Source organism: Kocuria sp. KH4 (genome assembly GCF_053711175.1).
Genome location: NZ_JBSJYX010000019.1, coordinates 47171 through 70553, shown reverse-complemented (window position 1 = coordinate 70553; position 23383 = coordinate 47171). Strand labels below are relative to the sequence as shown.

At 74.7% G+C, this 23383-nt stretch carries 24 protein-coding genes; 10 read left to right on the top strand and 14 right to left on the bottom strand.

The features are described 5' to 3' along the window. The first annotated feature begins 56 nt into the window (after positions 1 to 56). Positions 57 to 1070 carry a lipid II:glycine glycyltransferase FemX gene (locus ACWCOM_RS13675; protein WP_454549288.1) on the top strand — a complete coding sequence of 338 codons (1014 nt, stop codon included), beginning with the start codon at positions 57 to 59 and terminating at the stop codon, positions 1068 to 1070. Between the two features lie 52 nt (positions 1071 to 1122). On the opposite strand, the gene ACWCOM_RS13670 is transcribed toward ACWCOM_RS13675, so the two are convergent. Together ACWCOM_RS13670 and glpX are read right to left on the bottom strand one after the other, a co-directional pair. Then, positions 1123 to 2304, bottom strand: a complete 1182-nt coding sequence (locus ACWCOM_RS13670; protein WP_454549287.1) for a hypothetical protein — start codon at positions 2302 to 2304, stop codon at positions 1123 to 1125. Positions 2305 to 2504: 200 nt separating this feature from the next. After that, a complete protein-coding gene (glpX, locus tag ACWCOM_RS13665) occupies positions 2505 to 3452 on the bottom strand; it encodes a class II fructose-bisphosphatase (protein WP_454549298.1) in 948 nt (315 codons plus the stop codon). A gap of 235 nt (positions 3453 to 3687) precedes the next feature. On the opposite strand from glpX, the gene ACWCOM_RS13660 reads away from it, so the two are divergent. The 3 genes from ACWCOM_RS13660 to ACWCOM_RS13650 all read left to right on the top strand — a co-directional run bounded on the left by ACWCOM_RS13660 (position 3688) and on the right by ACWCOM_RS13650 (position 6524). Next, positions 3688 to 4380 carry a DUF4245 domain-containing protein gene (locus ACWCOM_RS13660; RefSeq protein WP_454549286.1) on the top strand — a complete coding sequence of 231 codons (693 nt, stop codon included), beginning with the start codon at positions 3688 to 3690 and terminating at the stop codon, positions 4378 to 4380. Beyond that, positions 4377 to 5027 (top strand): carbonic anhydrase, encoded by a 651-nt coding sequence (locus ACWCOM_RS13655; protein WP_454549285.1) that lies wholly within the window; start codon positions 4377 to 4379, stop codon positions 5025 to 5027. The genes ACWCOM_RS13660 and ACWCOM_RS13655 overlap by 4 nt, the downstream gene beginning before the upstream one ends. A gap of 63 nt (positions 5028 to 5090) precedes the next feature. Next, positions 5091 to 6524 (top strand): class II fumarate hydratase, encoded by a 1434-nt coding sequence (locus ACWCOM_RS13650; RefSeq protein ID WP_454549284.1) that lies wholly within the window; start codon positions 5091 to 5093, stop codon positions 6522 to 6524. A gap of 109 nt (positions 6525 to 6633) precedes the next feature. Here ACWCOM_RS13650 and ACWCOM_RS13645 read toward each other — a convergent pair whose 3' ends face one another. The 3 genes from ACWCOM_RS13645 to ACWCOM_RS13635 all read right to left on the bottom strand — a co-directional run bounded on the left by ACWCOM_RS13645 (position 6634) and on the right by ACWCOM_RS13635 (position 8108). Next, complete coding sequence (locus ACWCOM_RS13645; protein WP_454549283.1) at positions 6634 to 6879, bottom strand: acyl carrier protein; 246 nt, start codon at positions 6877 to 6879, stop codon at positions 6634 to 6636. 127 nt (positions 6880 to 7006) lie between these two features. After that, a complete protein-coding gene (locus tag ACWCOM_RS13640; RefSeq protein ID WP_454549282.1) occupies positions 7007 to 7477 on the bottom strand; it encodes an NUDIX hydrolase in 471 nt (156 codons plus the stop codon). A 106-nt stretch (positions 7478 to 7583) separates the two neighbouring features. Beyond that, positions 7584 to 8108 (bottom strand): prepilin peptidase, encoded by a 525-nt coding sequence (locus tag ACWCOM_RS13635; protein ID WP_454549281.1) that lies wholly within the window; start codon positions 8106 to 8108, stop codon positions 7584 to 7586. Between the two features lie 68 nt (positions 8109 to 8176). On the opposite strand from ACWCOM_RS13635, the gene ACWCOM_RS13630 reads away from it, so the two are divergent. Beyond that, positions 8177 to 8932 (top strand): hypothetical protein, encoded by a 756-nt coding sequence (locus tag ACWCOM_RS13630; protein ID WP_454549280.1) that lies wholly within the window; start codon positions 8177 to 8179, stop codon positions 8930 to 8932. A 16-nt stretch (positions 8933 to 8948) separates the two neighbouring features. Here ACWCOM_RS13630 and ACWCOM_RS13625 read toward each other — a convergent pair whose 3' ends face one another. Both ACWCOM_RS13625 and ACWCOM_RS13620 read right to left on the bottom strand, forming a co-directional pair. Then, positions 8949 to 10313 carry a PhoH family protein gene (locus ACWCOM_RS13625; RefSeq protein ID WP_454549279.1) on the bottom strand — a complete coding sequence of 455 codons (1365 nt, stop codon included), beginning with the start codon at positions 10311 to 10313 and terminating at the stop codon, positions 8949 to 8951. A gap of 130 nt (positions 10314 to 10443) precedes the next feature. Further along, positions 10444 to 11205: an isoprenyl transferase gene (locus ACWCOM_RS13620; protein ID WP_454549278.1), complete on the bottom strand. Its 762-nt coding sequence runs from the start codon at positions 11203 to 11205 to the stop codon at positions 10444 to 10446. A gap of 207 nt (positions 11206 to 11412) precedes the next feature. Here ACWCOM_RS13620 and trhA point away from each other — a divergent pair, with 207 nt between their 5' ends. Then, complete coding sequence (gene trhA / locus ACWCOM_RS13615) at positions 11413 to 12120, top strand: PAQR family membrane homeostasis protein TrhA (protein WP_454549277.1); 708 nt, start codon at positions 11413 to 11415, stop codon at positions 12118 to 12120. 1 nt (position 12121) lies between these two features. Here trhA and ACWCOM_RS13610 read toward each other — a convergent pair whose 3' ends face one another. From ACWCOM_RS13610 to mca, 3 genes are read right to left on the bottom strand one after another with little or no spacing between them, the layout of a single operon-like run. Beyond that, positions 12122 to 14224, bottom strand: coding sequence for a thioredoxin domain-containing protein (locus ACWCOM_RS13610; protein WP_454549276.1), 2103 nt, complete (start codon positions 14222 to 14224; stop codon positions 12122 to 12124). Between the two features lie 55 nt (positions 14225 to 14279). After that, on the bottom strand, positions 14280 to 14615 hold the full coding sequence (locus ACWCOM_RS13605; protein WP_454549275.1) for a hypothetical protein: 336 nt from the start codon (positions 14613 to 14615) through the stop codon (positions 14280 to 14282). Positions 14616 to 14623: 8 nt separating this feature from the next. Next, the gene (gene mca, locus ACWCOM_RS13600) at positions 14624 to 15502 is read right to left on the bottom strand and encodes a mycothiol conjugate amidase Mca (protein ID WP_454549297.1); all 879 of its coding nucleotides are present in this window, start codon (positions 15500 to 15502) and stop codon (positions 14624 to 14626) included. A 205-nt stretch (positions 15503 to 15707) separates the two neighbouring features. Between mca and ACWCOM_RS13595 the strand changes: the two genes are divergently transcribed. The 3 genes from ACWCOM_RS13595 (at position 15708) to ACWCOM_RS13585 (ending at position 17112) form a co-directional block, all read left to right on the top strand. Beyond that, on the top strand, positions 15708 to 16157 hold the full coding sequence (locus ACWCOM_RS13595) for a DUF4307 domain-containing protein (protein WP_454549274.1): 450 nt from the start codon (positions 15708 to 15710) through the stop codon (positions 16155 to 16157). Between the two features lie 234 nt (positions 16158 to 16391). Next, entirely contained in the window at positions 16392 to 16895 is a 504-nt protein-coding gene (gene greA / locus ACWCOM_RS13590) for a transcription elongation factor GreA (RefSeq protein ID WP_454549273.1), read from the top strand. Positions 16896 to 16902: 7 nt separating this feature from the next. Continuing rightward, entirely contained in the window at positions 16903 to 17112 is a 210-nt protein-coding gene (locus ACWCOM_RS13585) for a hypothetical protein (RefSeq protein ID WP_454549272.1), read from the top strand. 109 nt (positions 17113 to 17221) lie between these two features. Here ACWCOM_RS13585 and ilvA read toward each other — a convergent pair whose 3' ends face one another. Beyond that, positions 17222 to 18469 (bottom strand): threonine ammonia-lyase, encoded by a 1248-nt coding sequence (gene ilvA, locus ACWCOM_RS13580; RefSeq protein WP_454549271.1) that lies wholly within the window; start codon positions 18467 to 18469, stop codon positions 17222 to 17224. An 88-nt stretch (positions 18470 to 18557) separates the two neighbouring features. Beyond that, positions 18558 to 19955 (bottom strand): AI-2E family transporter, encoded by a 1398-nt coding sequence (locus tag ACWCOM_RS13575; RefSeq protein ID WP_454549270.1) that lies wholly within the window; start codon positions 19953 to 19955, stop codon positions 18558 to 18560. 161 nt (positions 19956 to 20116) lie between these two features. Here ACWCOM_RS13575 and ACWCOM_RS13570 point away from each other — a divergent pair, with 161 nt between their 5' ends. Continuing rightward, a complete protein-coding gene (locus ACWCOM_RS13570; protein WP_454549269.1) occupies positions 20117 to 20719 on the top strand; it encodes a hypothetical protein in 603 nt (200 codons plus the stop codon). Between the two features lie 78 nt (positions 20720 to 20797). Here ACWCOM_RS13570 and ACWCOM_RS13565 read toward each other — a convergent pair whose 3' ends face one another. Beyond that, on the bottom strand, positions 20798 to 21670 hold the full coding sequence (locus tag ACWCOM_RS13565) for a Bax inhibitor-1/YccA family membrane protein (protein WP_454549268.1): 873 nt from the start codon (positions 21668 to 21670) through the stop codon (positions 20798 to 20800). A 199-nt stretch (positions 21671 to 21869) separates the two neighbouring features. Further along, positions 21870 to 23165 carry a Glu/Leu/Phe/Val family dehydrogenase gene (locus ACWCOM_RS13560; protein WP_454549267.1) on the bottom strand — a complete coding sequence of 432 codons (1296 nt, stop codon included), beginning with the start codon at positions 23163 to 23165 and terminating at the stop codon, positions 21870 to 21872. Positions 23166 to 23383 lie beyond the last annotated feature (218 nt).

The window sequence follows — 23383 nt, the reverse complement described above, 5'->3', positions numbered from 1 at the left end:
TGCGGGGCCTCCGCCGGTGCGCCGGGAGCCTCCCGGCGCACCGGTACAGTGGGGGCGTGGCGAACATACTTCAGTCGAATGCATGGGCCGATTTCCAGCGGAACCTGGGGCACCGGGTGTTCCAGGCCTCCGGGGACGGGTGGCGCTACCTCGCGGTCCTCGAGGGCGGCCGGCTCGGCCGCTACCTGTACTGCCCGTACGGCCCCGAGGCCGCCACCCCGCAGGCCTTCGAGGAGGCCCTCGAGCACCTCGTGCGCACCGCCCGGGAGCACCGGTGCTGGTTCGTCCGCGTGGAGCCGGTGGACGCCGCCGTGACCGACGGGCTCGAGACCCCCGAGGCGTCGCTGCGTCGGCGGGGCCTGCGCCCGGCGCCGCGCCAGGTCCAGCCCGGGCACACCCAGGTGATCGACCTGACGCAGGACGAGGACGCGATCCTCCAGGAAATGAAGTCCACCAACCGCAACCTGCACCGCAACATCGCCAAGAAGGGCGTGACGTTCACCGCCTCCACGGACCCCGCGGACGTCGACGTCCTGCTGGGCTTCCTGGACGCCACCGCCGAGCGCAAGGACTTCACCCGGCAGCAGGACGCCTACCTGCGCGAGGCCGCGCGCACGCTCATGCCGCTCGGGGCGGCCGTGCTCTACGCGGCGCGGCTCGACGGACGGCCCATCGGCGCCTCCCTCGTCTACGACTCCGACGACACCCGCACCTACGCCCACGCCGCGATGGACTTCGAGCACCGCCGGCTCTCCGCGGGCATCCCGCTGGTCGTGCGGATGGTGCTCGACGCCAAGCAGAAGGGCCTGCGCCGCTTCGACCTGTTCGGCACGGCCCCCGAGGGCGCCGGCCCGGAGCACGCCTGGCACGGCTTCACGAAGTTCAAGAAGTCCTTCGGCGGCCGCCCGGAGGCCTATCCGGGGACCTGGGACCTGCCGGTGAGCCGCAGCCGGTACGCGGCCTACACCGGTCTGCGCGCCGCCCGCGAGACCGCCGCCTCGGCGCGCCGGGAGCTCCCGGACGTGCCGCAGCGGCTGCGCACGGTCCTGGCCCGCCGCCGGGAGGGCTGACCGGCTCCCGCCGCGGCCCGGGGAGCCGCCGGGTGCGGCGGACGCGGCCGCGTCAGCGCCCGGCGGCGTCGCGCAGCGCGGAGAGCCCCTCCCCCACCACGCGCCGGGTGAGCCGCCGGGCCCGCCGGACCCGGGAGCGGCCGCCGTCCCCCGCGCCGTCGCCGTCGGTGGCCCCCGCGGCCGGAGCGGCCCCGTCCGCGGCCCAGGACCGGGCCGGGGCCGGTGCCTCCAGGCCCAGCTCCGCGGCGACGGCCGTGCCGGTGCGCGCGGCCGCGGCGTCGGCCGCATCCGCCGAGAACTCCCCGGCCGGGCTGCGCCCCAGCGACTTCTCCCATGGGCCCAGCACCGGCCGTTCGGTGCCGGCCAGCTCGCGGACCACCTGCGGCACGTCCGCCTCGTCGGGGTCCCCGCCGTCGAGGCGCTGCACGCGGCGCTTCTGCAGCTCCACCAGACCGGTCAGCAGCAGGGCGTCGTCCAGGCCCAGGTCCCGGCCGCGGCGGGTGAAGCCCAGGCGGTAGATCATCGCCAGCCCGCGCGTGTGCACGAACCACAGATAGCCCAGGGCGGTCTCGGCCCCGTCCTCGCCCGCCTCGGTGGCCACGAGCAGCAGGGAGTCGTCCCCCAGGTCCTCGAGCAGCTGCGTGATGAGCCGGGTGCGCAGCCCGATGTTGGCCAGCGCCCGGCTCTGCGCCGTGACCTCGCGCACGGTCACGCCGGGGGTGCGCAGAGCGGCCCGGCACCGGTCCAGGGTCGCCTCGCAGAGCCGGCGGGAGAGGTCCTGCTGGGTCTCCCCCAGCAGCACCTCCAGCCGGCGCGGCTCGTCGGGGCCGCCGTCGGTGGCCGGTCGCGCGAAGCCCGCGGCCGCCAGGGCCTCGGCCGTGCCCGGGCCGCGCAGCGTGTCGGGCTGGAAGCGCAGCAGCTCCGCCGCGTGCTCCTCGCGGGCCCACACCGCGAGGGCCTCGGCGACCACCGGCAGGTCCTGGGGACGGTGCACGTGGGCGTGCACCGTCCCGGCGACCGTGCGCTCGGCCTCCGGGCGCAGGTAGAGCTGGGCGTAGCCCACGGTGCGCTGCTCGGCGTCGTGGACCATGACCCGGTCCACCTGCAGGCCCGGGCCCTCGGCCGAGATCTGGGCCTGGCCGATCCCCCACAGCTGCTGGGGGTGGCCGCCGGTCACCCGGACGGTGGCGTCCCAGGTCTTGCGGTTGGGGCACGGGCTGACCGTGGTGCTCACGATGGAGTCCTCCTCATCACCCGGGCGCTCCGCCCCGGTGGGGGGACCGCGGTCGGCGCCCGCAGTTCGGCACCAGTCTAGGGCGGGCGGGCGCCGCAACAGGCCCCGGACACGGGATGACGGGGACGACGAGGACCCCCCGGGCCGGCGGCCGGCCCGAGGGGTCCTGGTGCCGGCCGGGGCGGGCCGGGGCGCCGGGGTCAGCGGCGGGCGTACTTCTCCCACTTCGAGGCGAGGTGCTCGGCCTCGACCATGCGCACGGTCCCGGAGCGGGAGCGCATCACGATGGACTGGGTGGTGATCCGGCGGCCGCGGTAGCGCACGCCGCGCAGCAGGTCGCCGTCGGTGATGCCCGTGGCGGCGAAGAAGCAGTTGTCCGAGGTGACGAGGTCGTCGGTGCTCAGCACGGCGTCGAGGTCCAGCCCGGCGTCCAGGGCCTTCTGCTTCTCGTCGTCGTCGGTGGGGGCCAGCCGGCCCTGGATGATCCCGCCGGTGGCCTTGACCGCGCAGGCGGTGACGATGCCCTCCGGGGTGCCGCCGATGCCCATCATCACGTCCACGCCGGTGCCCTCGCGGCACGCCGCGATCGCGCCGGCCACGTCCCCGTCGAGGATCATCCGGGTGCGGGCACCGGTCGCGCGGATCTCGTCGACGAGCTTCTGGTGGCGCGGGCGGTCCAGCACGCAGACGGTGAGCTGGTTGACGTGGATGCCCTTGGCGCGGGCCACGAGGTGCAGGTTCTGCTTGACCGGCAGCCGCAGGTCCACGAAGTCCGCGGCCTCCGGGCCCACCACGAGCTTGTCCATGTAGAACACGGCCGAGGGGTCGAACATCGACCCGCCGTCGGCCACGGCGATGACGGCCAGGGCGTTGTTCATGCCCAGCGCCGTGAGGCGGGTGCCGTCGATGGGGTCCACCGCGACGTCGGAGGCCGGCCCGGAGCCGTCGCCCACCTGCTCGCCGTTGAACAGCATGGGCGCCTCGTCCTTCTCGCCCTCCCCGATGACCACGGTGCCGTTGAAGTGCACGGTGGAGAGCAGGGACCGCATGGCGTCCACCGCGGCCCCGTCGGCGGCGTTCTTGTCGCCGGCGCCCACCCACTGACCCCCGGCGATCGCCGCGGCCTCGGTCGTGCGCACCAGCTCCATCGCCAGGTTGCGGTCGGCCACGTTGTTGCTGGGTGCCTTGGTCGTTCCGGTGGATTCCTGGGCCACGATGTTCCTCACCTTCGAGTTTCGGGTCTGCGGGCCTGCGGGCCGGGCTCGGCCGCGGCGCGGACCGCGTCCCGCCCAGCATATCGCCCGCCCGTCCGCGCGCTGGGAGCCGGCTCACAGTCGGCCCGGCGGTGCGACCGCGGCCACCCGGACAGGGCACAATGGACCCGTGAGCTTCCCGACCCCCGACCGTTCCGCCGAGCCGCCCGCGGACGCGCCCCGTGCGGCCGCGCCCGGGACCGTGCCCGGCCCCGAGGCGCCGCCCCGGCCCCAGATCACGGAGAAGCAGGCGCGGCGGATCAACGCCCCCGTGCAGGGGATGATCATCTCGATGGCCGTCCTGCTGCTGCTGGTGCTGCCGTTCGTGTGGCTCCAGCCGCGCCCGGACGCCCAGCCGTACCGGCCCGACGTCGACGTGGCGCAGGAGGCGGACTACGTGGCCGACGAGGCGCCGTTCCCGCCGGTCGTCCCCGAGCCGGGCGAGGGCTGGACCGCCAACTACGCCCGCTGGAACGCCGGGGCGGCGGAGGGCGTGCCCTTCTGGGAGATCGGCTGGGCCACTCCCCAGGGCAACTTCATCGGCCTCGTGCAGACGTCCCTGGCCAATCCCACGTGGCTGGCCCAGCAGACCGAGGCCGTGCCCGTCTCCGCGACCGTCGAGGCCGGGGGCGTGGCGTGGGACGTCCACGTCCGGGAGGAGTCCCGGGACCGGGACGCCCTCACCGTGTACTCCGGCGAGGTGGACGGCTCCACCGTGGTGCTCAAGGGCGACGCGCCCGGCGCCGAGCTCGACCACCTCGCCACCGCAGTGACCGCGGCGCTCGCCGCGGCCCCCGACCCCGACCCCACGGAGCAGCCATGACCCTCGAGACCCGATCCGACGACACCGCGCCCCGCACCCCGGCCGCCGCCTGGCAGCGCCTGCGCGAGGGCAACGCCCGCTTCGTGGCGGGCGAGTCCCTGCACCCCAACCAGGACGCCTCCCGCCGGCAGTCCGTGGCGGCGGGGCAGGACCCGTTCGCGGTGATCTTCGGCTGCTCGGACTCGCGGCTGGCCGCCGAGATCATCTTCGACCTCGGGCTCGGGGACGCCTTCGTGGTCCGCACCGCCGGGCAGGTCATCGACGACGCCGTGCTCGGCTCCATCGAGTACGCCGTGGCCAACCTGGGCACCCCCCTGGTCATGGTCCTGGGCCACGACTCGTGCGGGGCGGTCAGCGCCACGCACGCGACCGCGCACTCCGGGGACATGCCGCGCGGGTTCCAGCGGGACCTCATCGAGCGGATCATGCCGTCCGTGCTGGACGCCCGGCGGCACGGGGAGGCCGACGTGAACTCGGCCGTGGTCGAGCACACCAAGCAGACGGCCTCCCGGCTGCTCGAGCAGTCGCGGATCATCAACGAGGCCGTCTCGCAGGGCGAGGTGGCCGTCGTCGGCGTCTTCTACCACCTGGAGGACGGGCAGGCCGAGCTCGTGCACGGCCACGGGACCTGGCTGCCGGCCCGCTGACGTCCCCCTGCCGCGGCGGGCCCCCGTGCCGGGCGTCACCTCGGGCTGACCTAGACTGACGCCATGGCTAACACCACGGCAAACAGCACGGCAGCGTCCACCGAGTACCGCATCGAGCACGACACCATGGGCGAGGTGCGGGTGCCCGCACAGGCCCTGTACCGCGCCCAGACACAGCGCGCCGTCGAGAACTTCCCGATCTCCGGCAAGACCCTCGAGCCCCAGCACATCGTCGCGCTGGCGCAGATCAAGAAGGCCGCCGCCCTGGCGAACGCGGAGCTGGGCGTGCTCGACGGCGAGCGCGCCCGCGCGATCGCCGAGGCCGCGGACCAGGTCGCCACGGGCCGGTTCGACGAGCACTTCCCGATCGACGTGTTCCAGACCGGCTCCGGGACGTCCTCCAACATGAACACCAACGAGGTCCTGGCCACCCTCGCCACCCGGGCCCTCGAGGGCCAGGGCGTGGAGGTCCACCCCAACGACCACGTCAACGCCTCCCAGTCCTCCAACGACGTCTTCCCGACCTCCGTGCACGTGGCCGTCACGGGCGCCCTGGTCAACGACCTGGTCCCCGCGATGACGCAGCTGGCCGAGTCCCTCGAGCGGAAGGCGGCCGAGTTCCGGAACGTCGTGAAGTCCGGGCGCACCCACCTGATGGACGCCACCCCGGTGACCCTGGGCCAGGAGTTCGGCGGCTACGCCGCCCAGGTGCGCTACGGCATCGAGCGCGTCCAGGCCGCCCTGCCCCGCGTGGCCGAGGTGCCCCTGGGCGGGACCGCCGTGGGCACGGGCATCAACACCCCGGCCGGGTTCTCCGCCCGGGTGATCGAGCTGCTGGCCGAGGAGACCGGCCTGCCGATCACGGAGGCGCGCAACCACTTCGAGGCCCAGGCCAACCGGGACGGCCTCGTCGAGGCCTCGGGCCAGCTGCGCACCGTGGCCTACAGCTACATGAAGATCAACAACGACCTGCGCTGGATGGGCTCCGGGCCCAACACCGGCCTGGGCGAGATCCTCATCCCGGACCTGCAGCCGGGCTCCTCGATCATGCCGGGCAAGGTGAACCCGGTGATCTGCGAGTCCACGATCCAGGTCTGCGCGCAGGTGATCGGCAACGACACCACGGTGTCCCTGTCCTCCACCAACGGGGCCTTCGAGCTCAACGTGGGCATCCCCGTCATGGCCTCCGCGCTGCTGGAGTCCATCCGGCTGCTCGCCAACTCCTCGCGCGTGATGGCGGAGAAGATGATCGACGGGCTCGAGGCGAACGTGGAGCGCTGCCGGTTCCTGGCCGAGGCCTCCCCGTCCATCGTGACCCCGCTGAACAAGGCCATCGGCTACGAGGCCGCCGCGAAGATCGCCAAGCACGCCGTGGCGAACAAGATGACGGTGCGCGAGGCGACCCTGGCCCTCGGCTACGTGGAGAACGGGCAGCTCACCGAGGAGCAGCTCGACCGTGCGCTGGACGTCACCACCATGACGGGTCCCAACGCCTGACCCGTCCGCGCACGACAAAGGGTCGCGCCCGCCCGGGAGACGGTTCCCGGGCGGGCGGGCGCGACCCCTCGTGTCGTCCGGCGGCTCGCGCCCCGGGCCGTGGTCCGGATCAGGACGTGACGGCCGGGCCGGACTCGTCGGACTTGGAGAGCTCCTTGATGAACTCGTGGCACTGCTTGGCGCGTGCGGAGTCCTCGGACATCACCTGCTCGAAGAAGTCGGCGATGTCGTCGCGGCCGGCGTTGCGGGCGTCCCGCACGTACTGCCCGTAGTCGTGACCTGCTTTGAGCGCGTGGTACTGCACGGACACCAGGTCGTAGGTGACGTCGTCGAAACCGGTTTCTCCCGTGGCCATGTTGGTCCTCCTTGCTCGTCGGTGCGTCGGGTGCGGACGCTTCCGAGTCTAGGAACGTGTGCGCCGGCCCACAAGTAAGCACGCTGTGTTTCTCGGACGCCACCGTCCCGCGGCGCCGGCCGCGGGCTCAGGCCACGAAGCGCGTGCGGCCGTCGTGGGCCAGGGCCGCGTCGAGCCGGGCCCGCTGGTGCGGCGGCAGCGGCGGGGTGTCGGCCGGGTCGTACCAGCCGACCTCGAGGGACTCGTCGTCGTTGACGCGGGCCTGCCCGGAGACCCAGCGGCAGCGGAAGGTGTGGTCGAGGAACTGGCACCGGTCCCCGTTGGGGTACTGCACCGGCTCGCCGGCCTTGATCGCCACGAGGTCCTCCACGACGGCGACGACGCCGGTCTCCTCCAGGCACTCCCGCACCGCGGTGACCGCCGGCTCCTCGCCGGGCTCCACGATCCCGCTCACCAGCCCCCAGTTGCCGTTGTCGCTGCGCCGGGCCAGCAGCACCCGGCCGTCGTCGCGCAGGACGACGGCGGTGACCGCGGGCAGCCAGAGCAGGTCGTGGCCGATCCGCTCGCGCAGGGAGAGGACGAACTCGGGGACGGGCATGGGCGCTCCTTGTCCGGCGGTGGTCGGCCCGGGGGCCGGGGTCCCGGCCCATTCTGGCAGGCGCCGGTGGCCGGTGCGGCACGCGGCACGGGCCGGCGCGGCGCGCTCAGAGCAGCAGGAGCACCCCGAGGGCGCCGCTGATCATCGCCGGGCCGAACGCCACCCGGGTCCGGGCCCCGGCCCGCCCCGCGACCACGAGCAGGGCCCCGGCCAGCCCTCCGAGCACGAATCCGGCCGCCGCGCCGAGCACCGCGTGCCACACCGAGGCGAAGCCCAGGCACAGGCCGAGCAGCCCGGACAGCCGGACGTCGCCCATCCCCATCCCGGCGGGATGCAGCAGGCGCAGCAGGACGTAGATCCCGCCCATCACCGCCAGGCCCCACAGCATCCACAGCAGCCGCACCGGCTCCCCGGCCACCACCGCCGCGGCTCCCAGCAGGCCGCCGCACACCGGATAGAGCGGGCGGACCACCCGGCCGGGCAGCAGGTGCTCGCGCACGTCGGTGCGCCACAGCCACGCGCAGCCGCCGGCCAGCACCAGCAGGCCGGCCGCCGCGAGCACCCCGGCGGCCCAGCCGGCGGCGTCCCCGCGGGCGAACTGGTCGGTCAGGAAGGCGCTCACACCGGGCATCGTAGCCGCCGGTCGAGGAGCCGGGCCCGGGCCCTGTGGACCGCGCCCGCCCTCCCTAGACTGGGGCCATGGCCCGCTCCCCCGTCCCCGCGCCCACCGACCCGGACGAGTTCGCCGCGCTGTGCCGGTCCTCGCCCTGGCGCTGGGACAGCCTGCGCTTCGTGCTGTCCTGGCTCGTCCCCGGGGACCGGGCCCCGCACGAGCCGGTGCGGGCGTGGGTGCGCCGCCCGTCCGAGCTGCGCGTGGAGACCCTGGCCGGCGGCCCCCTCTACACGGCCACCACGCTGGAGGGCTCGCGCGACGACTTCTACGTCGCCTCCACCTCCTCCTCGTGGCTGCTCGCGCCGTCCCTCGTGACCCCCGTCTTCACCGACTCGGGCCTCGTGGAGCGCCGGCCCGAGGCCGCCTACGGGGACCCGGTCTTCGGCGGCGGCCGGTGGCAGGCCATCCTCGACCCGGTGGAGCTCGCCGGCAGCGCCCCCGTGCCGCCCTATCTGCCGGAGCGGCGCCCGTGCACCGTCGAGCAGCTCGGCACGGGCGTCCACCACGGGCGGGCGGTGCGCGGGGCGGTGCTCACCCCGGGCCCGGCCTACGCGCCGGCCACGCCGGGCCATCCGCTCGCCCCGGCCCGCACCCGGGTGCTGCTCGACGAGCGGACGGCCGTGTGCGTGCGCTCGGAGGTGCTCGAGGGACCCCTGGCCGGCACCGGCCACGACCTGCGGATCGAGGCCGTCGACGAGTACTTCGTCGACGACCTCTTCACCTCCGTGCGGCTGGACCTCACGGACGTGAGCCGGCACCTGCCCTGGCCGGTCGGCCCCTGAGCCGACCGGGCGGCGCTCAGGGCTCCAGGTCGCCCAGCACCTCCGTCACCAAAGCCGCGATCGGCGAGCGCTCCGAGCGGGTGAGGGTGACGTGGCCGAACAGCGGGTGGCCCTTGAGCGCCTCGACCACCGCGGTGACCCCGTCGTGACGGCCCACCCGCAGGTTGTCGCGCTGGGCGACGTCGTGGGTCATGACCACCTTGGAGCCCTGGCCGATCCGGGAGAGCACCGTCAGCAACACGTTCTTCTCGAGGGACTGGGCCTCGTCCACGATGACGAAGGCGTCGTGCAGGGACCGGCCGCGGATGTGGGTCAGGGGCAGCACCTCGAGCATCCCGCGGTCGAGCACCTCCTCGACGACCTCCGGGGAGACCAGCGCCCCGAGGGTGTCGAAGACGGCCTGGCCCCACGGGTTCATCTTCTCCTCCTCGGAGCCGGGCAGGTAGCCCAGCTCCTGGCCGCCCACCGCGTAGAGCGGGCGGAACACCATGACCTTGCGGTGCTCGCGGCGCTCCATGACCGTCTCCAGGCCCGCGCACAGGGCCAGGGCGGACTTGCCGGTGCCGGCCCGGCCGCCGAGGGAGACGATGCCCACCTCGGGGTCGAGCAGGAGGTCGATGGCCAGCCGCTGCTCGGCGGAGCGGCCGTTGACGCCGAAGACGTCCCGGTCCCCCCGCACCACCCGGGCCGCACCGTCCGCGCGGACCCGCGCCAGGGCGCTGCCGCGCACCGAGTGCAGGGTCAGGCCGGTGTTGGCGGGCAGGCCCTCCGCGCCCGGGACCACGACGGCCTCGCCGGCGTAGAGCCGGTCCACGACGTCGTCGGGCACGTCGACGGACGCGGTGCCGGACCACTCGACGTCCGAGCCGACCCACTCCGCCCGGTACTCCTCGGCCTCCAGGCCCAGGGCCGAGGCCTTCACCCGCATCGGGAGGTCCTTGGACACGATGCACACGTCCCGGCCGTCGTTGGCGAGGCTGAGCGCCACCGCCAGGATCAGGGAGTCGTTGTCCTTGAGCCGGAAGCTCACGGGCAGCACGGTGTCCGAGACGTGGTTGAGCTCCACCACGAGGGTCCCGCCCTGATCCCCGATCGGGACGGGGCGGTTGAGCCCGTTGTGCTCCACGCGCAGGTCGTCGAGCAGGCGCAGGGCCTGCCGGGCGAAGTAGCCGAGCTCGGGGTCGTGCCGTTTGCCCTCCAGCTCGGTGATCACCACGACCGGCAGCACCACCTCGTGCTCGGCGAAGCGCAGGACGGCCCGCGGGTCGGACAGGAGCACCGAGGTGTCGATCACGTAGGAGCGCACCCCGGTCCGCGGCTGGGCGGCGCCCAGCGGGGCGGAGATGTCGACGATGCGCTCCGGGTTCTTGGAGATGCTCATGGCGGCCCTTCCTCCTCTGTCCGGCGGTCGGCGTCCGCGCCGCCCGCCTGAGGACAACGTACGCAGGCGGGACCCGCCGCGCGAGCAGAAACGGTGAACGGGGTGGAAATTGCCAGCGACGTCGCGGGGGTCAGCCGCCGAAGCGCCGCTGGCGGGACGCGTAGTCGCGCAGCGCCCGCAGGAAGTCCACGCGCCGGAAGTCCGGCCACAGGGCCTCGCAGAAGTAGTACTCGCTGTAGGCCGACTGCCACATGAGGAAGCCGGAGAGCCGCTGCTCCCCCGAGGTGCGGATGAGCAGGTCCGGGTCCGGCTGCCCGCGCGTGTAGAGGTGCTCCGAGATGTGCTCCACCGACAGCTCCTGGGCCAGCTCCCGCACGTCGGCCCCGGCGTCGAGGGCCTCCGTGAGGACCTCCCGCACCGCGTCCACGATCTCCTGCCGGCCGCCGTAGCCCACCGCGATGTTCAGGTGAGGTCCGGCGTTGTCCGCGGTGCGCTCGGTGAGGTCGGCCAGGCACGCGGCGAGCCGCGGCGGCAGCATCTCCAGGGCCCCCACGGGCTGGACCCGGCAGATGCCGGTCTCGGAGAGGGTGTCCATCAGGTCCGAGATGATCTCCAGCAGGGGCTCCAGCTCCGCGGCCGGGCGCTTGAGGTTCTCGGTGGAGAGGATGTAGAGGGTGACCACCTCGATGTCCAGCTCCCGGCACCAGCCCAGGAACTCCACGATCTTCTGCGCCCCGGCCTTGTGCCCGTCCGCGGTCGAGGCGCCGAACTGCTTGGCCCACCGCCGGTTCCCGTCCACGAGCACGCCGACGTGCTTGGGCAGCCGCCGCGGGTCGAGGTCGGCGGCGAGCCGGCGCTCGTAGAACCGGTAGAGCGGCCGTGGTCTGGGCATCTTCGGGTCCTCCCGAGGTCTCGCCCGCGGCGGGGGCCGCGGGTCCTGGTGGTCGTGCTGGACGCAGCGCCCGGCGCGCCGCCGGCGCTGGGGGGTCGGGGCCCGGCCGTGTCGGCGGTCACGGGCCCCGGCATCGGCCGGGGACGCCTCCTAAACTACCCGGTGGAGGATCATCCGGATCCACCACCGCACGCCGGGAGGAACACCATGGAGCACTCGCACGGCGGGCCGGTCGGCGCCGCCGCACAGCTCGGGGAGGCGATCGAGCACCGGCTCGAGGAGCTCGTGGAGCGCAAGCCCGCGTGGCGGGGCTGGATCCACGCCGGCTTCACGCCCGTCGTCGTCGCCCTGGGGCTCGTGGCGATCCTGCTCGCCCCCACCGCGGAGCTGCGCATCGCGTGCGCCGTGTACGGGGTCACGGGGATCCTGCTGTTCGGCGTGTCGGCCATCTACCACCGCGCCTACTGGCCCCGCCGGCTGCACATGGTCCTGCGCCGCATGGACCACTCCAACATCGCCCTGCTGATCGCGGGGACCTACACCCCGCTGGCCGTCGCGCTGCTGGTCCCGGAGCAGTCCCGGGTGCTGCTGAGCGTGATCTGGGCCTGCGCCGCCGGGCTGGTGCTCTTCCGGCTGCTGTGGACGCTCGCGCCCCGCTGGCTCTACACCCCGCTCTACGTGGTGATGGGCTGCCTGGCCGTCCTCTACCTCCCGCAGTTCTGGCAGACCAGCCCGCCGGCGGCCGTGCTCACCGCGGCCGGCGGCGCCGCCTACATCACCGGCGCGGTGTTCTACGGCACCAAGCGCCCACGGCTGCTGCCCGAGGTGTTCAGCTTCCACGAGATCTTCCACGCCTGCACCGTCCTCGGCTTCGGGCTGCACTACGTGGCGATCATGCTCGCGATGCTCGGCTGAGTCAGCGGCCCTCCGCCAGCTCCTCGCGCAGCTCGGCGACCGTGTGGAGCGGGGCGCGGCAGGCGAAGCCGCGGCACACGTGGACCGTGAACCGTCCGCCCGGCGCCGTCCTCCCGCGGGCGGCGCCCGGCGCCCCGGGGGCGTCGGCGTCGATGACGTGGGTGCCCAGCACCGCGGCGGGGCCCACGGCCCGGCGGGCCTCGAGCTTGTCCTCGACGGTCCCGCCGGCCAGCACCACGTGGGTCGGCGCGGCGCCCAGTTCGTCCTGCACCGCCAGGGCCCGTCCCGCGGCGCGGGGCGAGCGCCGGGCCAGGAGCTCCAGGGGACCGAGCAGGGACAGGACGAGCCGGGCCCGGGCCTCGTCCCCGTCCAGGGCCCACAGCTCCGCGAGCACCGCCGCGAGCACGGCGGTGCCGGCGGGCGTGACGTCGTCGAGCGGCTGGGCGCCCCCCGAGCCGCCGGCGGCCCGCAGCGGCGCGGGGACGTCCGCGAGGTCGGACCAGACCCGGTCCGACGCCGGCTCCCCGCCGTCCGGGGCCGGGTGCGCGAAGCGCTCCCCGGCCACGTCGGCGAGCGTGCGGGCCCGCCGGAGCCAGTCCGTGGCGCCGGCGGCCCGGTAGAGGGCCAGGAACCCCTCGGCCAGCAGCGCGTAGTCCTCCAGCAGGCCCTCGATGGAGCGCTCCGCCGAGCCGGCGTGGCTGGTGCGCGCCAGCCGACGGCGGCCGCCGTCCCAGTGCACCTCCCACAGGTGCCCGGCGGCCTCCTCGGCCGCGAGCAGCAGGGCGGGGTCCTGCAGCAGCACGCCGGCCTCGGCGAGGGCCGTGACGGCCAGCCCGTTCCACCCGGCCACGACCTTGTTGTCCCGGGCCGGGGCCGGCCGGGACGCCCGGGCCGCCGCGAGCTCGGGCCGGGCGGCGTCCCACAGCGCCTGCTCCTCCTCGCCCAGGTCCCGCCCCGGGTGCAGCGGCCGGGCGCGGCCGGCGGCGACCCCCATGAGGTCGGCCACGGCCGTCCCCCGCTCGCGGCCGAGGACGGCGGCCAGCTCGGCGCGGGTCCAGACGTAGAACGCGCCCTCCCCGCCGTGCACGTCCCCGTCCCCGGAGGGGCTGTCCGCGTCGAGGGAGGACGCGAAGGCCCCGCCGGGCAGGCGCAGCTCGCGCAGCAGGAACGCGGCCGTGGCCGCGGCCGTGCGCCCGTCGCCGCGGCCGGGCTCCCGGGCCGCGGCGCGCGCGTAGGCGCGCAGCAGCTGGGCGTTGTCGTAGAGCATCTTCTCGTAGTGCGGCAGGGACCACTCCCGGGTCACCGAGTAGCGGTGGAAGCCGCCGCCCACCTGGTCCAGGAGCGCGGAGGCCCGCATGGCGCCGAGGGTACGGCCCAGCAGGCCGCGAGCCTGCTCCGCGGTCCGCCCACCGGGCCGGGCCGCGATCCGCTCGAGCAGCGGCAGGACCGTGGAGGGCGGGAACTTGGGGGCTCCGCCGAAGCCCCCGTGGGCCGGGTCCTCCTCCTGCAGGAGCACCCCGAGGGCCACGGCCGCGAGGTCCGGACCGGTCCCGGCCGCCGGCACGGCCACCGCGCCGGCGGCCAGCGCGGCGCGCAGGTCCTCCGACTGCCCGGCGACGGCACGGGCGAGCGCGTCCGCGGCCTGCTCCAGCTCGCCGCGGCGGGCGGTCCACGCCTCGGTCACGGCCTCGAGCACCTGCCGGAAGGACGGCGTGCCGCGGGCCGGGCGGGGCGGGAAGTAGGTGCCGGCGTGGAAGGCCCGGCCGTCCGGGGTGAGGAACACGCTCATGGGCCAGCCGCCCTGGCGGGTGAGCAGCTGCGTGGCGCCCATGTAGACGGCGTCCACGTCCGGGCGCTCCTCCCGGTCCACCTTGACCGGCACGAAGTGCTCGTCGAGGTAGGCGCCGATTCCCGGGTCCTCGAAGGACTCGTGGGCCATCACGTGGCACCAGTGGCAGGCGGCGTAGCCGACCGAGAGGAACACCGGGACGTCCCGACGGGCGGCCTCGGCGAACGCGGCGTCGTCGAAGGGCTGCCACGACACGGGGTTGTCCGCGTGCTGGCGCAGGTAGGCGGAGGACTGTCCGCTCAGACGGTTGGGCATCGGGCGCTCCTCGGATCTCGGGTCCGGCACGGGGCCCCGCGGGAGGGTCCCGGCCTCAGCCGCGCGGGTCGGGTCCCCCCGGGTCCTCGGCCGGGGTGCCCGGGGCCTCCCCGGCGGCCGGGGCGTCGGAGGACTCCCGGGTGTAGCCGCCCACCTGCTCCTCGGCGGCGCGGCGCTCGGCGTACTCCGCGCGGTAGCGCATGCGCCGGTTGCGGCGGTTGAAGTCGAGCACGAGCAGGATCACGGCCACGGCGAGGACCAGGGACATGAGGAAGCCGGCCACGCCGGGGGTCACCTGGCTGGGGTCCAGCCCGGGGCGCAGCGTGCCCTCGTCGATCGGGTTGGGCGCCATCGCCGGGAGCAGGGCGAGCACGTTCAGCACGGCGGTCATCTCCTCGTTCAGCCCAGGATCCCGGCGAACAGGTCGTTCTCCGGCAGGGCGGTGGTCACCCGCGAGTCGGCCAGGACGTAGTCCTCCCACGGCCAGACCTCGGCCTGCATCTCGGCGGACACGGCGAAGAACATCCCGTCCGGGGCCACCTGGGTGCGGTGGCTGCGCAGCGCCTCGTCCCGGCGGGCGAAGGTGTCCGGGCACTGGATCTTGGTGGTGGTCTCGTGCCGGGGTGCGGGCGGTCGGTGGCCCTCCGGGTCGGTCTCCTGCCAGGCGGCGATGCGCTCCGCGTACGGCGACTGCAGGCCGCGCTCCTCGAGGGCCTCGTGCAGGGCCTGGAAGCGCTCGAGGTTGAAGGCCCGGTCGTAGTAGAGCTTCAGCGGCGTCCAGGGCTGCCCGAGGCCCGGGTAGCGGTCGGGGTCGCCGGCGGCGCGGAAGGCCTCGACCGAGACGTTGTGGGTCTGGATGTGGTCCGGGTGCGGATAGCCGCCGTTCTCGTCGTAGGTGAGGATCACGTGCGGGCGGAACTCGCGCACGAGCCGCACCAGCGGGGCGGCGGCCCGCTCCAGCGGCTGCAGGGCGAAGCAGCCCCACGGCAGCGGCGGCAGCGGGTTGCCCTCGGGCAGGCCCGAGTCCATGAAGCCCAGCCACCGGTGCCGGACCTCCAGCGCGGCGGCGGCCTGGGCCATCTCCAGCCGGCGCAGGCCGGTCAGGTCCCGCTCGGCGTGGGGGTGGCCCTCCATCTCCCCGTTGAGGATGGACCCGCGCTCACCGCCGGTGCACGTGGCCACCATCACCTCGACCCCCTGCCGGACGTAGTGGGCCATGGTCGCGGCACCCTTGCTCGACTCGTCGTCGGGGTGGGCGTGGACGGCCAGCAGGCGCATCTGGGACAGGGAGGTCACTCGGGAGGTCCTCTCGGGATCGGTCGGGGGTGGTGCGGCGCGACCGCTGCGGGCACGGGCCGCCCTCCATTTTACGCGTCCGCGGGGCCGCGCCGCGCCCGGGATGCTCCCAGCGGGCTCGGCTACAGTGGACGGGCGGTCGCCGGGCCCGGCGCCGCCTTCCCCGTTGCCGAGACCCGAGGCCGCCGTGTCCACCGACTCCCCCGCCCTGCTCCGCGACCGCTACGGACGCCCCGCCCGTGCCCGCCGGCTCGGCCCGCGCGGCTGGCTGGGCCTGCTGGCGCTGGCGACCCTGCTGGCGGCCGGGTTCGTCGTGTGGGTGGTCACCGCCCGGTCCGCGGCGCCCACGTTCAAGGACATCGGCTTCCACGTCGTCTCCGAGGCGCGGGTGACGGCGGACTTCGACCTCACCAAGCGTCCCGGCGACGTGGTGACCTGCGCGGTGAACGCCCTCAACGAGGAGTACGCCGTGGTGGGCTGGGCCGAGGTGACCGTCGGGGCAGTGGCCGAGGAGCGGCTCGGCGAGGGCGGGACGAGCACCCACCGGGCGTCCGTGCGCACCACCAACCTGGCCACCACCGCGGTCGTCGACTCCTGCTGGGTCGAGGACCCCGCGGCCGCCGCGGATGTGTCGTAACCCTCACCCTGCTTTGGGCCTTCCCCCGGGCCCGCCTAGACTGGGGACCAGGACTCCCCGTCCCCGGCCACCGGGAACCGTCCGCACGGACGGCCCGGCACCGGGGCGGGGACTTTGCATGATGCGGATCCCCGCACCGCCGACGGCGCCCGCGCCGTCGTTCCGGTCCGCCGCCGCCCGGGTCGCCCCGGGCGGGCACCGGCGGCCCGGCCGTCCGTCCACCGAGGAGAGATTGTGACCAAGACCAGCAACCAGGGCGCCTGGCTGACCCAGGAGGCCTACGACCGTCTGAAGAAGGAGCTCGACTACATCTCCGGGCCGTACCGCAACGAGATCGTGGAGCGCATCGACCAGGCCCGCTCGGAGGGCGACCTCAAGGAGAACGGCGGCTACCACGCGGCCCGCGAGGAGCAGGGCAAGAACGAGGGGCGCATCGCCCACCTCAAGGCCCTGCTGGAGAGCGCCCAGGTCGGCGAGGCCCCCGCGGACGACGGGATCGTCGAGGCCGGCATGGTCGTCACCGCGGAGATCGCCGGGGAGCCGATGACCTTCCTCATCGGCTCCCGCGAGGTGGCCGAGGACCTGGCCGCCGGCAGCGAGCTGGAGGTGTTCTCCGAGAAGTCCCCGATGGGCTCGGCGATCTCCGGCCACCAGGTCGGCGACGAGCTGTCCTACACCGCGCCCAACGGCAAGCAGATCCCGGTCAAGATCCTGGACGCCAAGCCGTTCCAGGGCTGAGCGCGCCGTGACGAGCCACTGGCTGCGCGACCCCGGGCCCGCCACCCGGGCGCTCATGGTGCTCACCGCGGTGCTCGCGGTCGTCGCCGTGGTCCTGCACGTCGCCGGTCAGGGCGACCCGGCGGCGAGCGCCCCCGGCAGCCTGCGCAACGTCGCCGTGTTCGCGACGTTCGTCAGCGGCTTCGCCACCTACCTCACCGGGCGGCGCCGCTCCTGACGCCACCGCCCGCGCACACGACGCCACCGCCCGCGCACACGACGACGGCGCCGGTCCCCGCGAGGACCGGCGCCGTCGCCGTGCCGGGCGCGGTGCGCCGGCGGGGCGCTCAGTGCACGACGACGGGGTGGAACCCCTCCGCCTCGAGCGCCCGGAGGACCTGGCGGCAGTGCTCGTGGCCCTTGGTCTCCATGTCGATCGTGATGGAGACGTCGCCCATGCTGAGCGCGCCGCCGATGCGGGTGTGGTCCACGCCGGTGACATTGGCGTCCTGCACGGCGATGACCTTGGAGATCAGCGCCAGCTCGCCCGGCCGGTCGGTGAGCATCATCTTGATCGTCATGTACCGGCCGGCGGCGGAGAGGCCGCGCTGGATGACCTTGAGCATCAGCATGGGATCGATGTTGCCGCCGGAGAGCACCACCGCGGTGCTGCCCAGGTCCGGGTACCGCTCCTGCAGCCGGCCGTCCAGCAGGGCGGCGACCCCCACGGCGCCGGCCGGCTCGACCACGAGCTTGTTCCGCTCCAGCAGGAAGATCAGCGCCTGGGCGAGGGAGTCCTCGGAGACCGTCACGACGTCGTCGACGAGCTCCTTGATGATGCTGAACGGCAGCTGTCCCGGCTTCCCCACGGCGATGCCGTCGGCGATGGTCGAGACCCGCTCGAGGGTCACCAGGGCGTCCCCGGCGAGGGACGGCGGATAGGCGGCGGCGTTCTCCGCCTGCACGCCGATCAGCCGGATCGGCCGGCCCAGCTGCTCCGCACGGGCCTTCACGGCCACGGCCACCCCGGCGAGCAGGCCGCCGCCGCCCACACCGGTGATCACGGTGTCGACGTCGGGGATCTGGTCGAGGAGCTCCAGGCCCAGGGTGCCCTGGCCGGCCACGATGTCCGGGTGGTCGAAGGGGTGGACGAACACCGCCCCGGTCAGCTCGGCGTGGCGCTGCGCCTCGGCGAGCGCCTCGTCCACGGCGTTGCCGTGCAGCACGACCTCGGCGCCGTGGTCCCGGGTCGCGGCGATCTTGGGCAGGGCCGCACCCACGGGCATGTAGATCCGGGCGGTGATGCCCAGCCGGTCGGCGGCGAGGGCCACCCCCTGGGCGTGGTTGCCGGCGGAGGCGGCCACCACCCCGCGCGCCTTCTCCTCGGCGGTGAGCTTGGCCATCCGCACGTAGGCGCCGCGGACCTTGAAGGAGCCCGCGCGCTGGAGGTTCTCGGCCTTGAGGTTCACCTCGGTGCCGACCAGGCGGGACAGCGCCCGCGAGTGGGCCACCGGCGTCCGGTCGATCACCCCGTCGAGCAGTGCGGCGGCGTCCTCGATGTCGGCGAGGCGGACGGGCAGGGCGGCCAGGCTCACGGTGCGTCTTCCTTACCGGTCGGTGCGTGCGCGGGACCCGGGGGCGGGGCACGGCTCGCGCCCGCCGGCGGCGGGCGCGGTCTCCATCCTAGTCGGTGCCCGGAGGCCGCCCCGGGGCGTCCCCGGCGCCGGCCCCGTCCGGCCGCCCGCCGCCGTCCGGCCGTCCGGCGCTCCCGGCCGCGGCCCGGGTGCGGTCGGCCTTGCGCCCGCGCTTGAGCGCCGCCTGGAGGCGCTCCTGGGCCCGGGTCCGGCGGAAGCGCTGGAGCTGGGCCATGATCTGGTCCCGGGTCAGCTCGTTCCGGCTGGCGTGCTTCTTGATCTCCCAGGGGAAGTAGTAGGGCTCCCACGGGATCTCGTCGTCCTGGCGCCAGGTCCCGCCCACGAGGTAGCGCACCACCGTGTTGAGGAAGGCCATCACGGGCACCGCGAACAGTGCGCCCGCGATGCCGAAGAGGATGGTGCCGGAGGCCACGGCGAGGAACACGGCCAGCGGGTGCAGGGACACGGCCCGGCCCATGACGAGGGGCTGCAGGACGTTGGACTCGATCTGCTGCACCAGCAGCACCACCGCCAGCATGGCCAGGGCGTTGCCGAAGCCGTTGGCCACGAGTGCGACCAGCACGGCGACGGCACCGGTCAGCACGGCGCCGACGATGGGGATGAAGGAGCCGAGGAAGACGAGGATGCCGATGGGCAGCGCCAGGGGCACCCCGAGCAGGGCGGCGCCGAGACCGATGCCCACGGCGTCCACGAACGCCACGAAGCCCTGGATCCGGGCGTACTGCACGAGGGAGTGCCAGCCCCGCCGGCCGGCGCCGTTGACCGCGTGCCGGGCGCTGACCGGGAAGAGCCGGACCAGGAAGAGCCAGATGCGCTCCCCGTCCATGAGGAAGAACAGCAGCGTGAACAGCATGATGATGATGCCGGTCAGCACGTTGCCGGCCGTGGAGCCGAAGGACATGGCCCCGTTCAGGATGGCCTGGCTGTTGTCCTCCACCGTGGTGCCGAGGTCGTCGATCCAGTCGTTCACGCTGTCCGCGCTGAGGTTCAGCGGCCCGTCCTCCAGCCAGCCCAGCAGCTGCTGGGTGCCGACCACCACGTTCTCGGAGAGCTGGGCGAAGCCGAGCACGATCTGCCGGCCGGCCAGCACGAGCAGGCCGACCACGAGTCCGATGAGGCCCAGGACGGCGAGGCCCGCGGCCAGGCCGGCGGGCACGTGCTGGGCCCGCATCCCCTTCACCAGGGGGAACAGCAGGCCGGCGAGCAGCCCGGCGATGAGCACGGGGATGATGACCACCGTGACCGTGGAGAGCATGTAGCCGAACAGGCCCACGGCCGCGAGGATGATGAGCAGCCGCCACGACCAGGCCGCGGCGACCCGCACGGAGACGGCGACGCCCCCGGCGGCGTTGCCGTGCAGCGGCGGGAGCTCGCTGCCGGGCCCCGGGGCCGGGGGACGCCCGGCGTCGTGCGCAGGAGAAGGCATGGCATCATCCTTCCACGGCCGGGCGACCGGCAGGTGACGCGGACCCGACGCGGGCGGCCGCACCCGCCCGGGGGCCGGGGCCGCGCCGCCCCGGGGAGGACCGGCCGACGCGGCGGCCGGGCGGATCGCCGCCGGGGCGCCCGCGGTGACAGACTGACGCCATGTCACGTGCGTTCCTCCGGATCCTCGCCCAGCGGCGTCCCGCCCCCGCTCTGACCCCGGACGCTCCACCGCGGGAGGAGCTGGAGGCCGTGCTGCGCGCGGCCGCCGGCCCGGCCGCCGCGGACCCGGGGCTGAGCTGGCGGGTGGCCGTGACCACGCGCCGCTCCGCGCCCGAGCTGGCGGCGGCGGCCGCGGGCATGCGGCGCGTACCCACCATGAGCACGCCGTTCCCCCGCCTCAAGGGCAAGCAGCTGCGGCGGCTGGCGACGTTCCGCGGGTCCCTGCAGTGGGCGAGCACCGGAGGGCTGGGCTGCGCGCTGGTGTTCAGTCCCGACGACGCCCTGGGGGTGCCGCGCAAGGACCAGCTCGCCGCCGCGCACGGGGCCCGCCCCCTGCTGGAGGCCGCCTTCTGGGGCGCGGGCTGGGCCACCGCGTGGGCGCCCCGCGACGGGGCGGACGAGGACGCGCTGCGCGTCTTCTACGGGCTGGCCCCCGGGGAGAAGGTGCTCGGCTGGCTGTTCGTGGGACGCCCGCCCCGGGGGGCCGCCGCGGAGCACGCGGCCACCCTGCCCGCGCCCGGCCCGCGGATCACCTACCACTGAGCCGCCGTCCGCGCCGGGGGGCGGCGGACACGGCGACGGCCCGGCCCCCGGTAAGGGGACCGGGCCGTCGCCGGGGACCTAGTTGGAGGTCATCTCCCGGATGATCGCCAGGATGCGCAGGATCTCGACGTAGAGCCACACCAAGGTGACGGTCAGGCCGAAGGCCGCGGACCAGGCCATCTTCTCCGGGACGCCGACCTCGACACCGCGCTTGATGTTCTCGAAGTCCAGCACGAAGCTGTAGGCCGCCAGAAGGATGGCGATCGCGCCGATGGCCAGGCCCAGCCAGGGGCCCGCGGGGCTCTCGGTGCGGATGTCGAAGCCGAAGAGCAGGACGGCACCCAGGTTGACCAGCGCGAACACGGCGTAGGCCATGAGGGCGACCATGAAGATCTTGGTCGCCCGGGCGGAGGCGCGCAGCTTGCCCGAGCGGAAGAGCACGAGCACGGAGCCGAACACCGCGAGGGTGCCGATCACGGCCTGGACGACGATGCCCGGGTACCGAACCTCGAAGATCGCCGAGATGCCGCCGAGGAACATGCCCTCGAACAGGCCGTAGGCCAGGATCAGCGCCGGCGAGGGCTGGCGCTTGAAGACGTTGACCATGGCCAGGACGAACCCGATCAGGGCGCCCGGCAGGGCCAGCGCGGGCATGATCCAGCCGGCCAGCGCACCGACCACCACGGCGCCGAGCACCGTGGCGGTGCGCATGATGACGTCGTCGTAGGTCATCCGGCCGGTCTGGTTGGTGCCCGCCGCCGGGGCGTTGTACATCGAGTCCAGCCGGTCGGCGGAGTACGGACCGGCCTGACCGTATCCGGGCTGACCGTATCCGGGCTGCTGGTAGGGGGTCCCGTAGGAGCTCTGCCCGTACTGGGTCCCGTAGGGCTGCGGGGCGCTGCCTGCGCCCTGCTTGGTGAAATCGCGGAGGAGCGGGTTTCCGCCGGCCATGTGTCGGTCCTTCCCTGGCACTGCTGTGCGTGATGTGCCTCCAGGGTAGCAACGCAGGCCTCACAGAAGCAGGGCATCGGCTGTGCTTATGCCGAGGGCGTGGCGCCCGGGGCACGGTGTGCGCACGCCCGGGCGGGGCACCGGCCCGCCCGCGCCCCGCCCGGCCGCCGGCGCGCCGGCGGCCGGGCGGTGCCGCGGCTCAGGGGTAGAGGCCGCGGGTGAGGTGGGCGTCGGCGACCCGCTGGACCGCGGTGACGGTGGCGGCCTCCCGCAGGCTCAGCCCGCGCTCGGCGGCGACCTCGAGCACCTTCCCCCAGGCCGCGAGCATCCGGGCCTCCAGGCGGGCGTCGACCTCGGCCGCGGACCACCAGTAGGCCTGGTTGGACTGCACCCACTCGAAGTAGGAGACGATCACCCCGCCGGCGTTGGCGAGGATGTCCGGGACCACGAGCACGCCGTTGGCGGCCAGGATCTCGTCGGCCGCCGCGGTGGTCGGCCCGTTCGCGCCCTCGACCACGACCGACGCGGCCACCTCGGCCGCGTTGCCGGCGTGCAGCACGCCCTCCACGGCGGCCGGCACCAGCAGGTCCACCTCAAGCCCCAGCAGCCGCTCGGCCGGGAGGGGGTCCGCTCCCCCGAAGCCGACGACGGAGCCGGTCGCGGCCACGTGCTGGGCCAGCGCGGGCACGTCCAGCCCGCCGGCGCGGTGGACGGCACCGTACTGGTCGGAGACCGCGACGACCCGCACCCCGGCCTCGGCGAGGAACAGGGCGGCCCCGGCGCCGACCTTGCCGAAGCCCTGCACCGCGGCGGTGGCCCCGGCCGGGTCGGTCCCCCGGTGGGCCAGAGCGGCCAGGGCGATGTGCACCACGCCGCGGGAGGTCGCCGCGGAGCGGCCCAGGGACCCGCCCACGGACACCGGCTTGCCGGTGACCACCCCGGGCACGGTGTAGCCCACGGACACGGAGTAGGTGTCCATCATCCAGGCCATCGTCTGCTCGTCGGTGCCGATGTCCGGGGCGGGGATGTCCCGCTCCGGGCCGATGATCGGCAGGATCTCGGAGGTGTAGCGGCGGGTGACCCGCTCCAGCTCGTCCCGGGAGTAGCGGCGCGGGTCGATCGTGATGCCGCCCTTGGCCCCGCCGTAGGGCACGTCCAGGAGCGCGCACTTCCAGGTCATCCACATCGCCAGGGCCCGCACCTCGTCCAGGTCCACGGCCGGGGAGAAGCGCAGCCCGCCCTTGGCGGGCCCGCGGGAGAAGTTGTGCTGCACCCGGTGACCGGTCAGCACCTCCACGCTCCCGTCGTCGCGGCGCAGCGGGATGGACACGGTCATCTCCCGGCGCGGCCGGGCCAGCAGGGCGTGCAGGCCGGTCCCGTAGCCGAGGGTGCGCACGGCCGCGGCCAGCTGGGCCTGGGCATCGGCCAGCGGGCCGCTGCCCGCCGCCGCCTCCCCCGGGGCGTCGGGGGCGGGTGCGAGGACGGGGGTGGTCATGGGTTCTCCTTCGGTGCGGATGGCGCGGCCCGGCCGGTGCGGTCGGCCCGGAGCCGGCGGCGGCCCGGGGTCACGGCCGGGCGCGGCGCGCGGATCGGTCCGCCGGGGCGCGGGGCGGGAGCCGACGCGGGAGCAGGGTCCCCGCGGAGCCGTGCCCGCACGTCCCGACAGGGTGAGACTAGGCTCACACCGCGACGGCACAGTGCCGCCTCCCGATC

Excerpts from the sequence above, each read along its gene's own strand:
- glpX (WP_454549298.1), bottom strand. The coding sequence starts at position 3,452 with ATGGAGCTGGTGCGCACGACCGAGGCCGCGGCGATCGCCGGGGGTCAG.
- ACWCOM_RS13655 (WP_454549285.1), top strand. The coding sequence starts at position 4,377 with ATGACCCTCGAGACCCGATCCGACGACACCGCGCCCCGCACCCCGGCC.
- ACWCOM_RS13650 (WP_454549284.1), top strand. The coding sequence starts at position 5,091 with ATGGCTAACACCACGGCAAACAGCACGGCAGCGTCCACCGAGTACCGC.
- ACWCOM_RS13645 (WP_454549283.1), bottom strand. The coding sequence starts at position 6,879 with ATGGCCACGGGAGAAACCGGTTTCGACGACGTCACCTACGACCTGGTG.
- ACWCOM_RS13640 (WP_454549282.1), bottom strand. The coding sequence starts at position 7,477 with ATGCCCGTCCCCGAGTTCGTCCTCTCCCTGCGCGAGCGGATCGGCCAC.
- ACWCOM_RS13635 (WP_454549281.1), bottom strand. The coding sequence starts at position 8,108 with ATGCCCGGTGTGAGCGCCTTCCTGACCGACCAGTTCGCCCGCGGGGAC.
- ACWCOM_RS13630 (WP_454549280.1), top strand. The coding sequence starts at position 8,177 with ATGGCCCGCTCCCCCGTCCCCGCGCCCACCGACCCGGACGAGTTCGCC.
- ACWCOM_RS13625 (WP_454549279.1), bottom strand. The coding sequence starts at position 10,313 with ATGAGCATCTCCAAGAACCCGGAGCGCATCGTCGACATCTCCGCCCCG.
- ACWCOM_RS13620 (WP_454549278.1), bottom strand. The coding sequence starts at position 11,205 with ATGCCCAGACCACGGCCGCTCTACCGGTTCTACGAGCGCCGGCTCGCC.
- trhA (WP_454549277.1), top strand. The coding sequence starts at position 11,413 with ATGGAGCACTCGCACGGCGGGCCGGTCGGCGCCGCCGCACAGCTCGGG.
- ACWCOM_RS13610 (WP_454549276.1), bottom strand. The coding sequence starts at position 14,224 with ATGCCCAACCGTCTGAGCGGACAGTCCTCCGCCTACCTGCGCCAGCAC.
- ACWCOM_RS13605 (WP_454549275.1), bottom strand. The coding sequence starts at position 14,615 with ATGACCGCCGTGCTGAACGTGCTCGCCCTGCTCCCGGCGATGGCGCCC.
- mca (WP_454549297.1), bottom strand. The coding sequence starts at position 15,502 with ATGCGCCTGCTGGCCGTCCACGCCCACCCCGACGACGAGTCGAGCAAG.
- ACWCOM_RS13575 (WP_454549270.1), bottom strand. The coding sequence starts at position 19,955 with ATGCCTTCTCCTGCGCACGACGCCGGGCGTCCCCCGGCCCCGGGGCCC.
- ACWCOM_RS13570 (WP_454549269.1), top strand. The coding sequence starts at position 20,117 with ATGTCACGTGCGTTCCTCCGGATCCTCGCCCAGCGGCGTCCCGCCCCC.
- ACWCOM_RS13565 (WP_454549268.1), bottom strand. The coding sequence starts at position 21,670 with ATGGCCGGCGGAAACCCGCTCCTCCGCGATTTCACCAAGCAGGGCGCA.
- ACWCOM_RS13560 (WP_454549267.1), bottom strand. The coding sequence starts at position 23,165 with ATGACCACCCCCGTCCTCGCACCCGCCCCCGACGCCCCGGGGGAGGCG.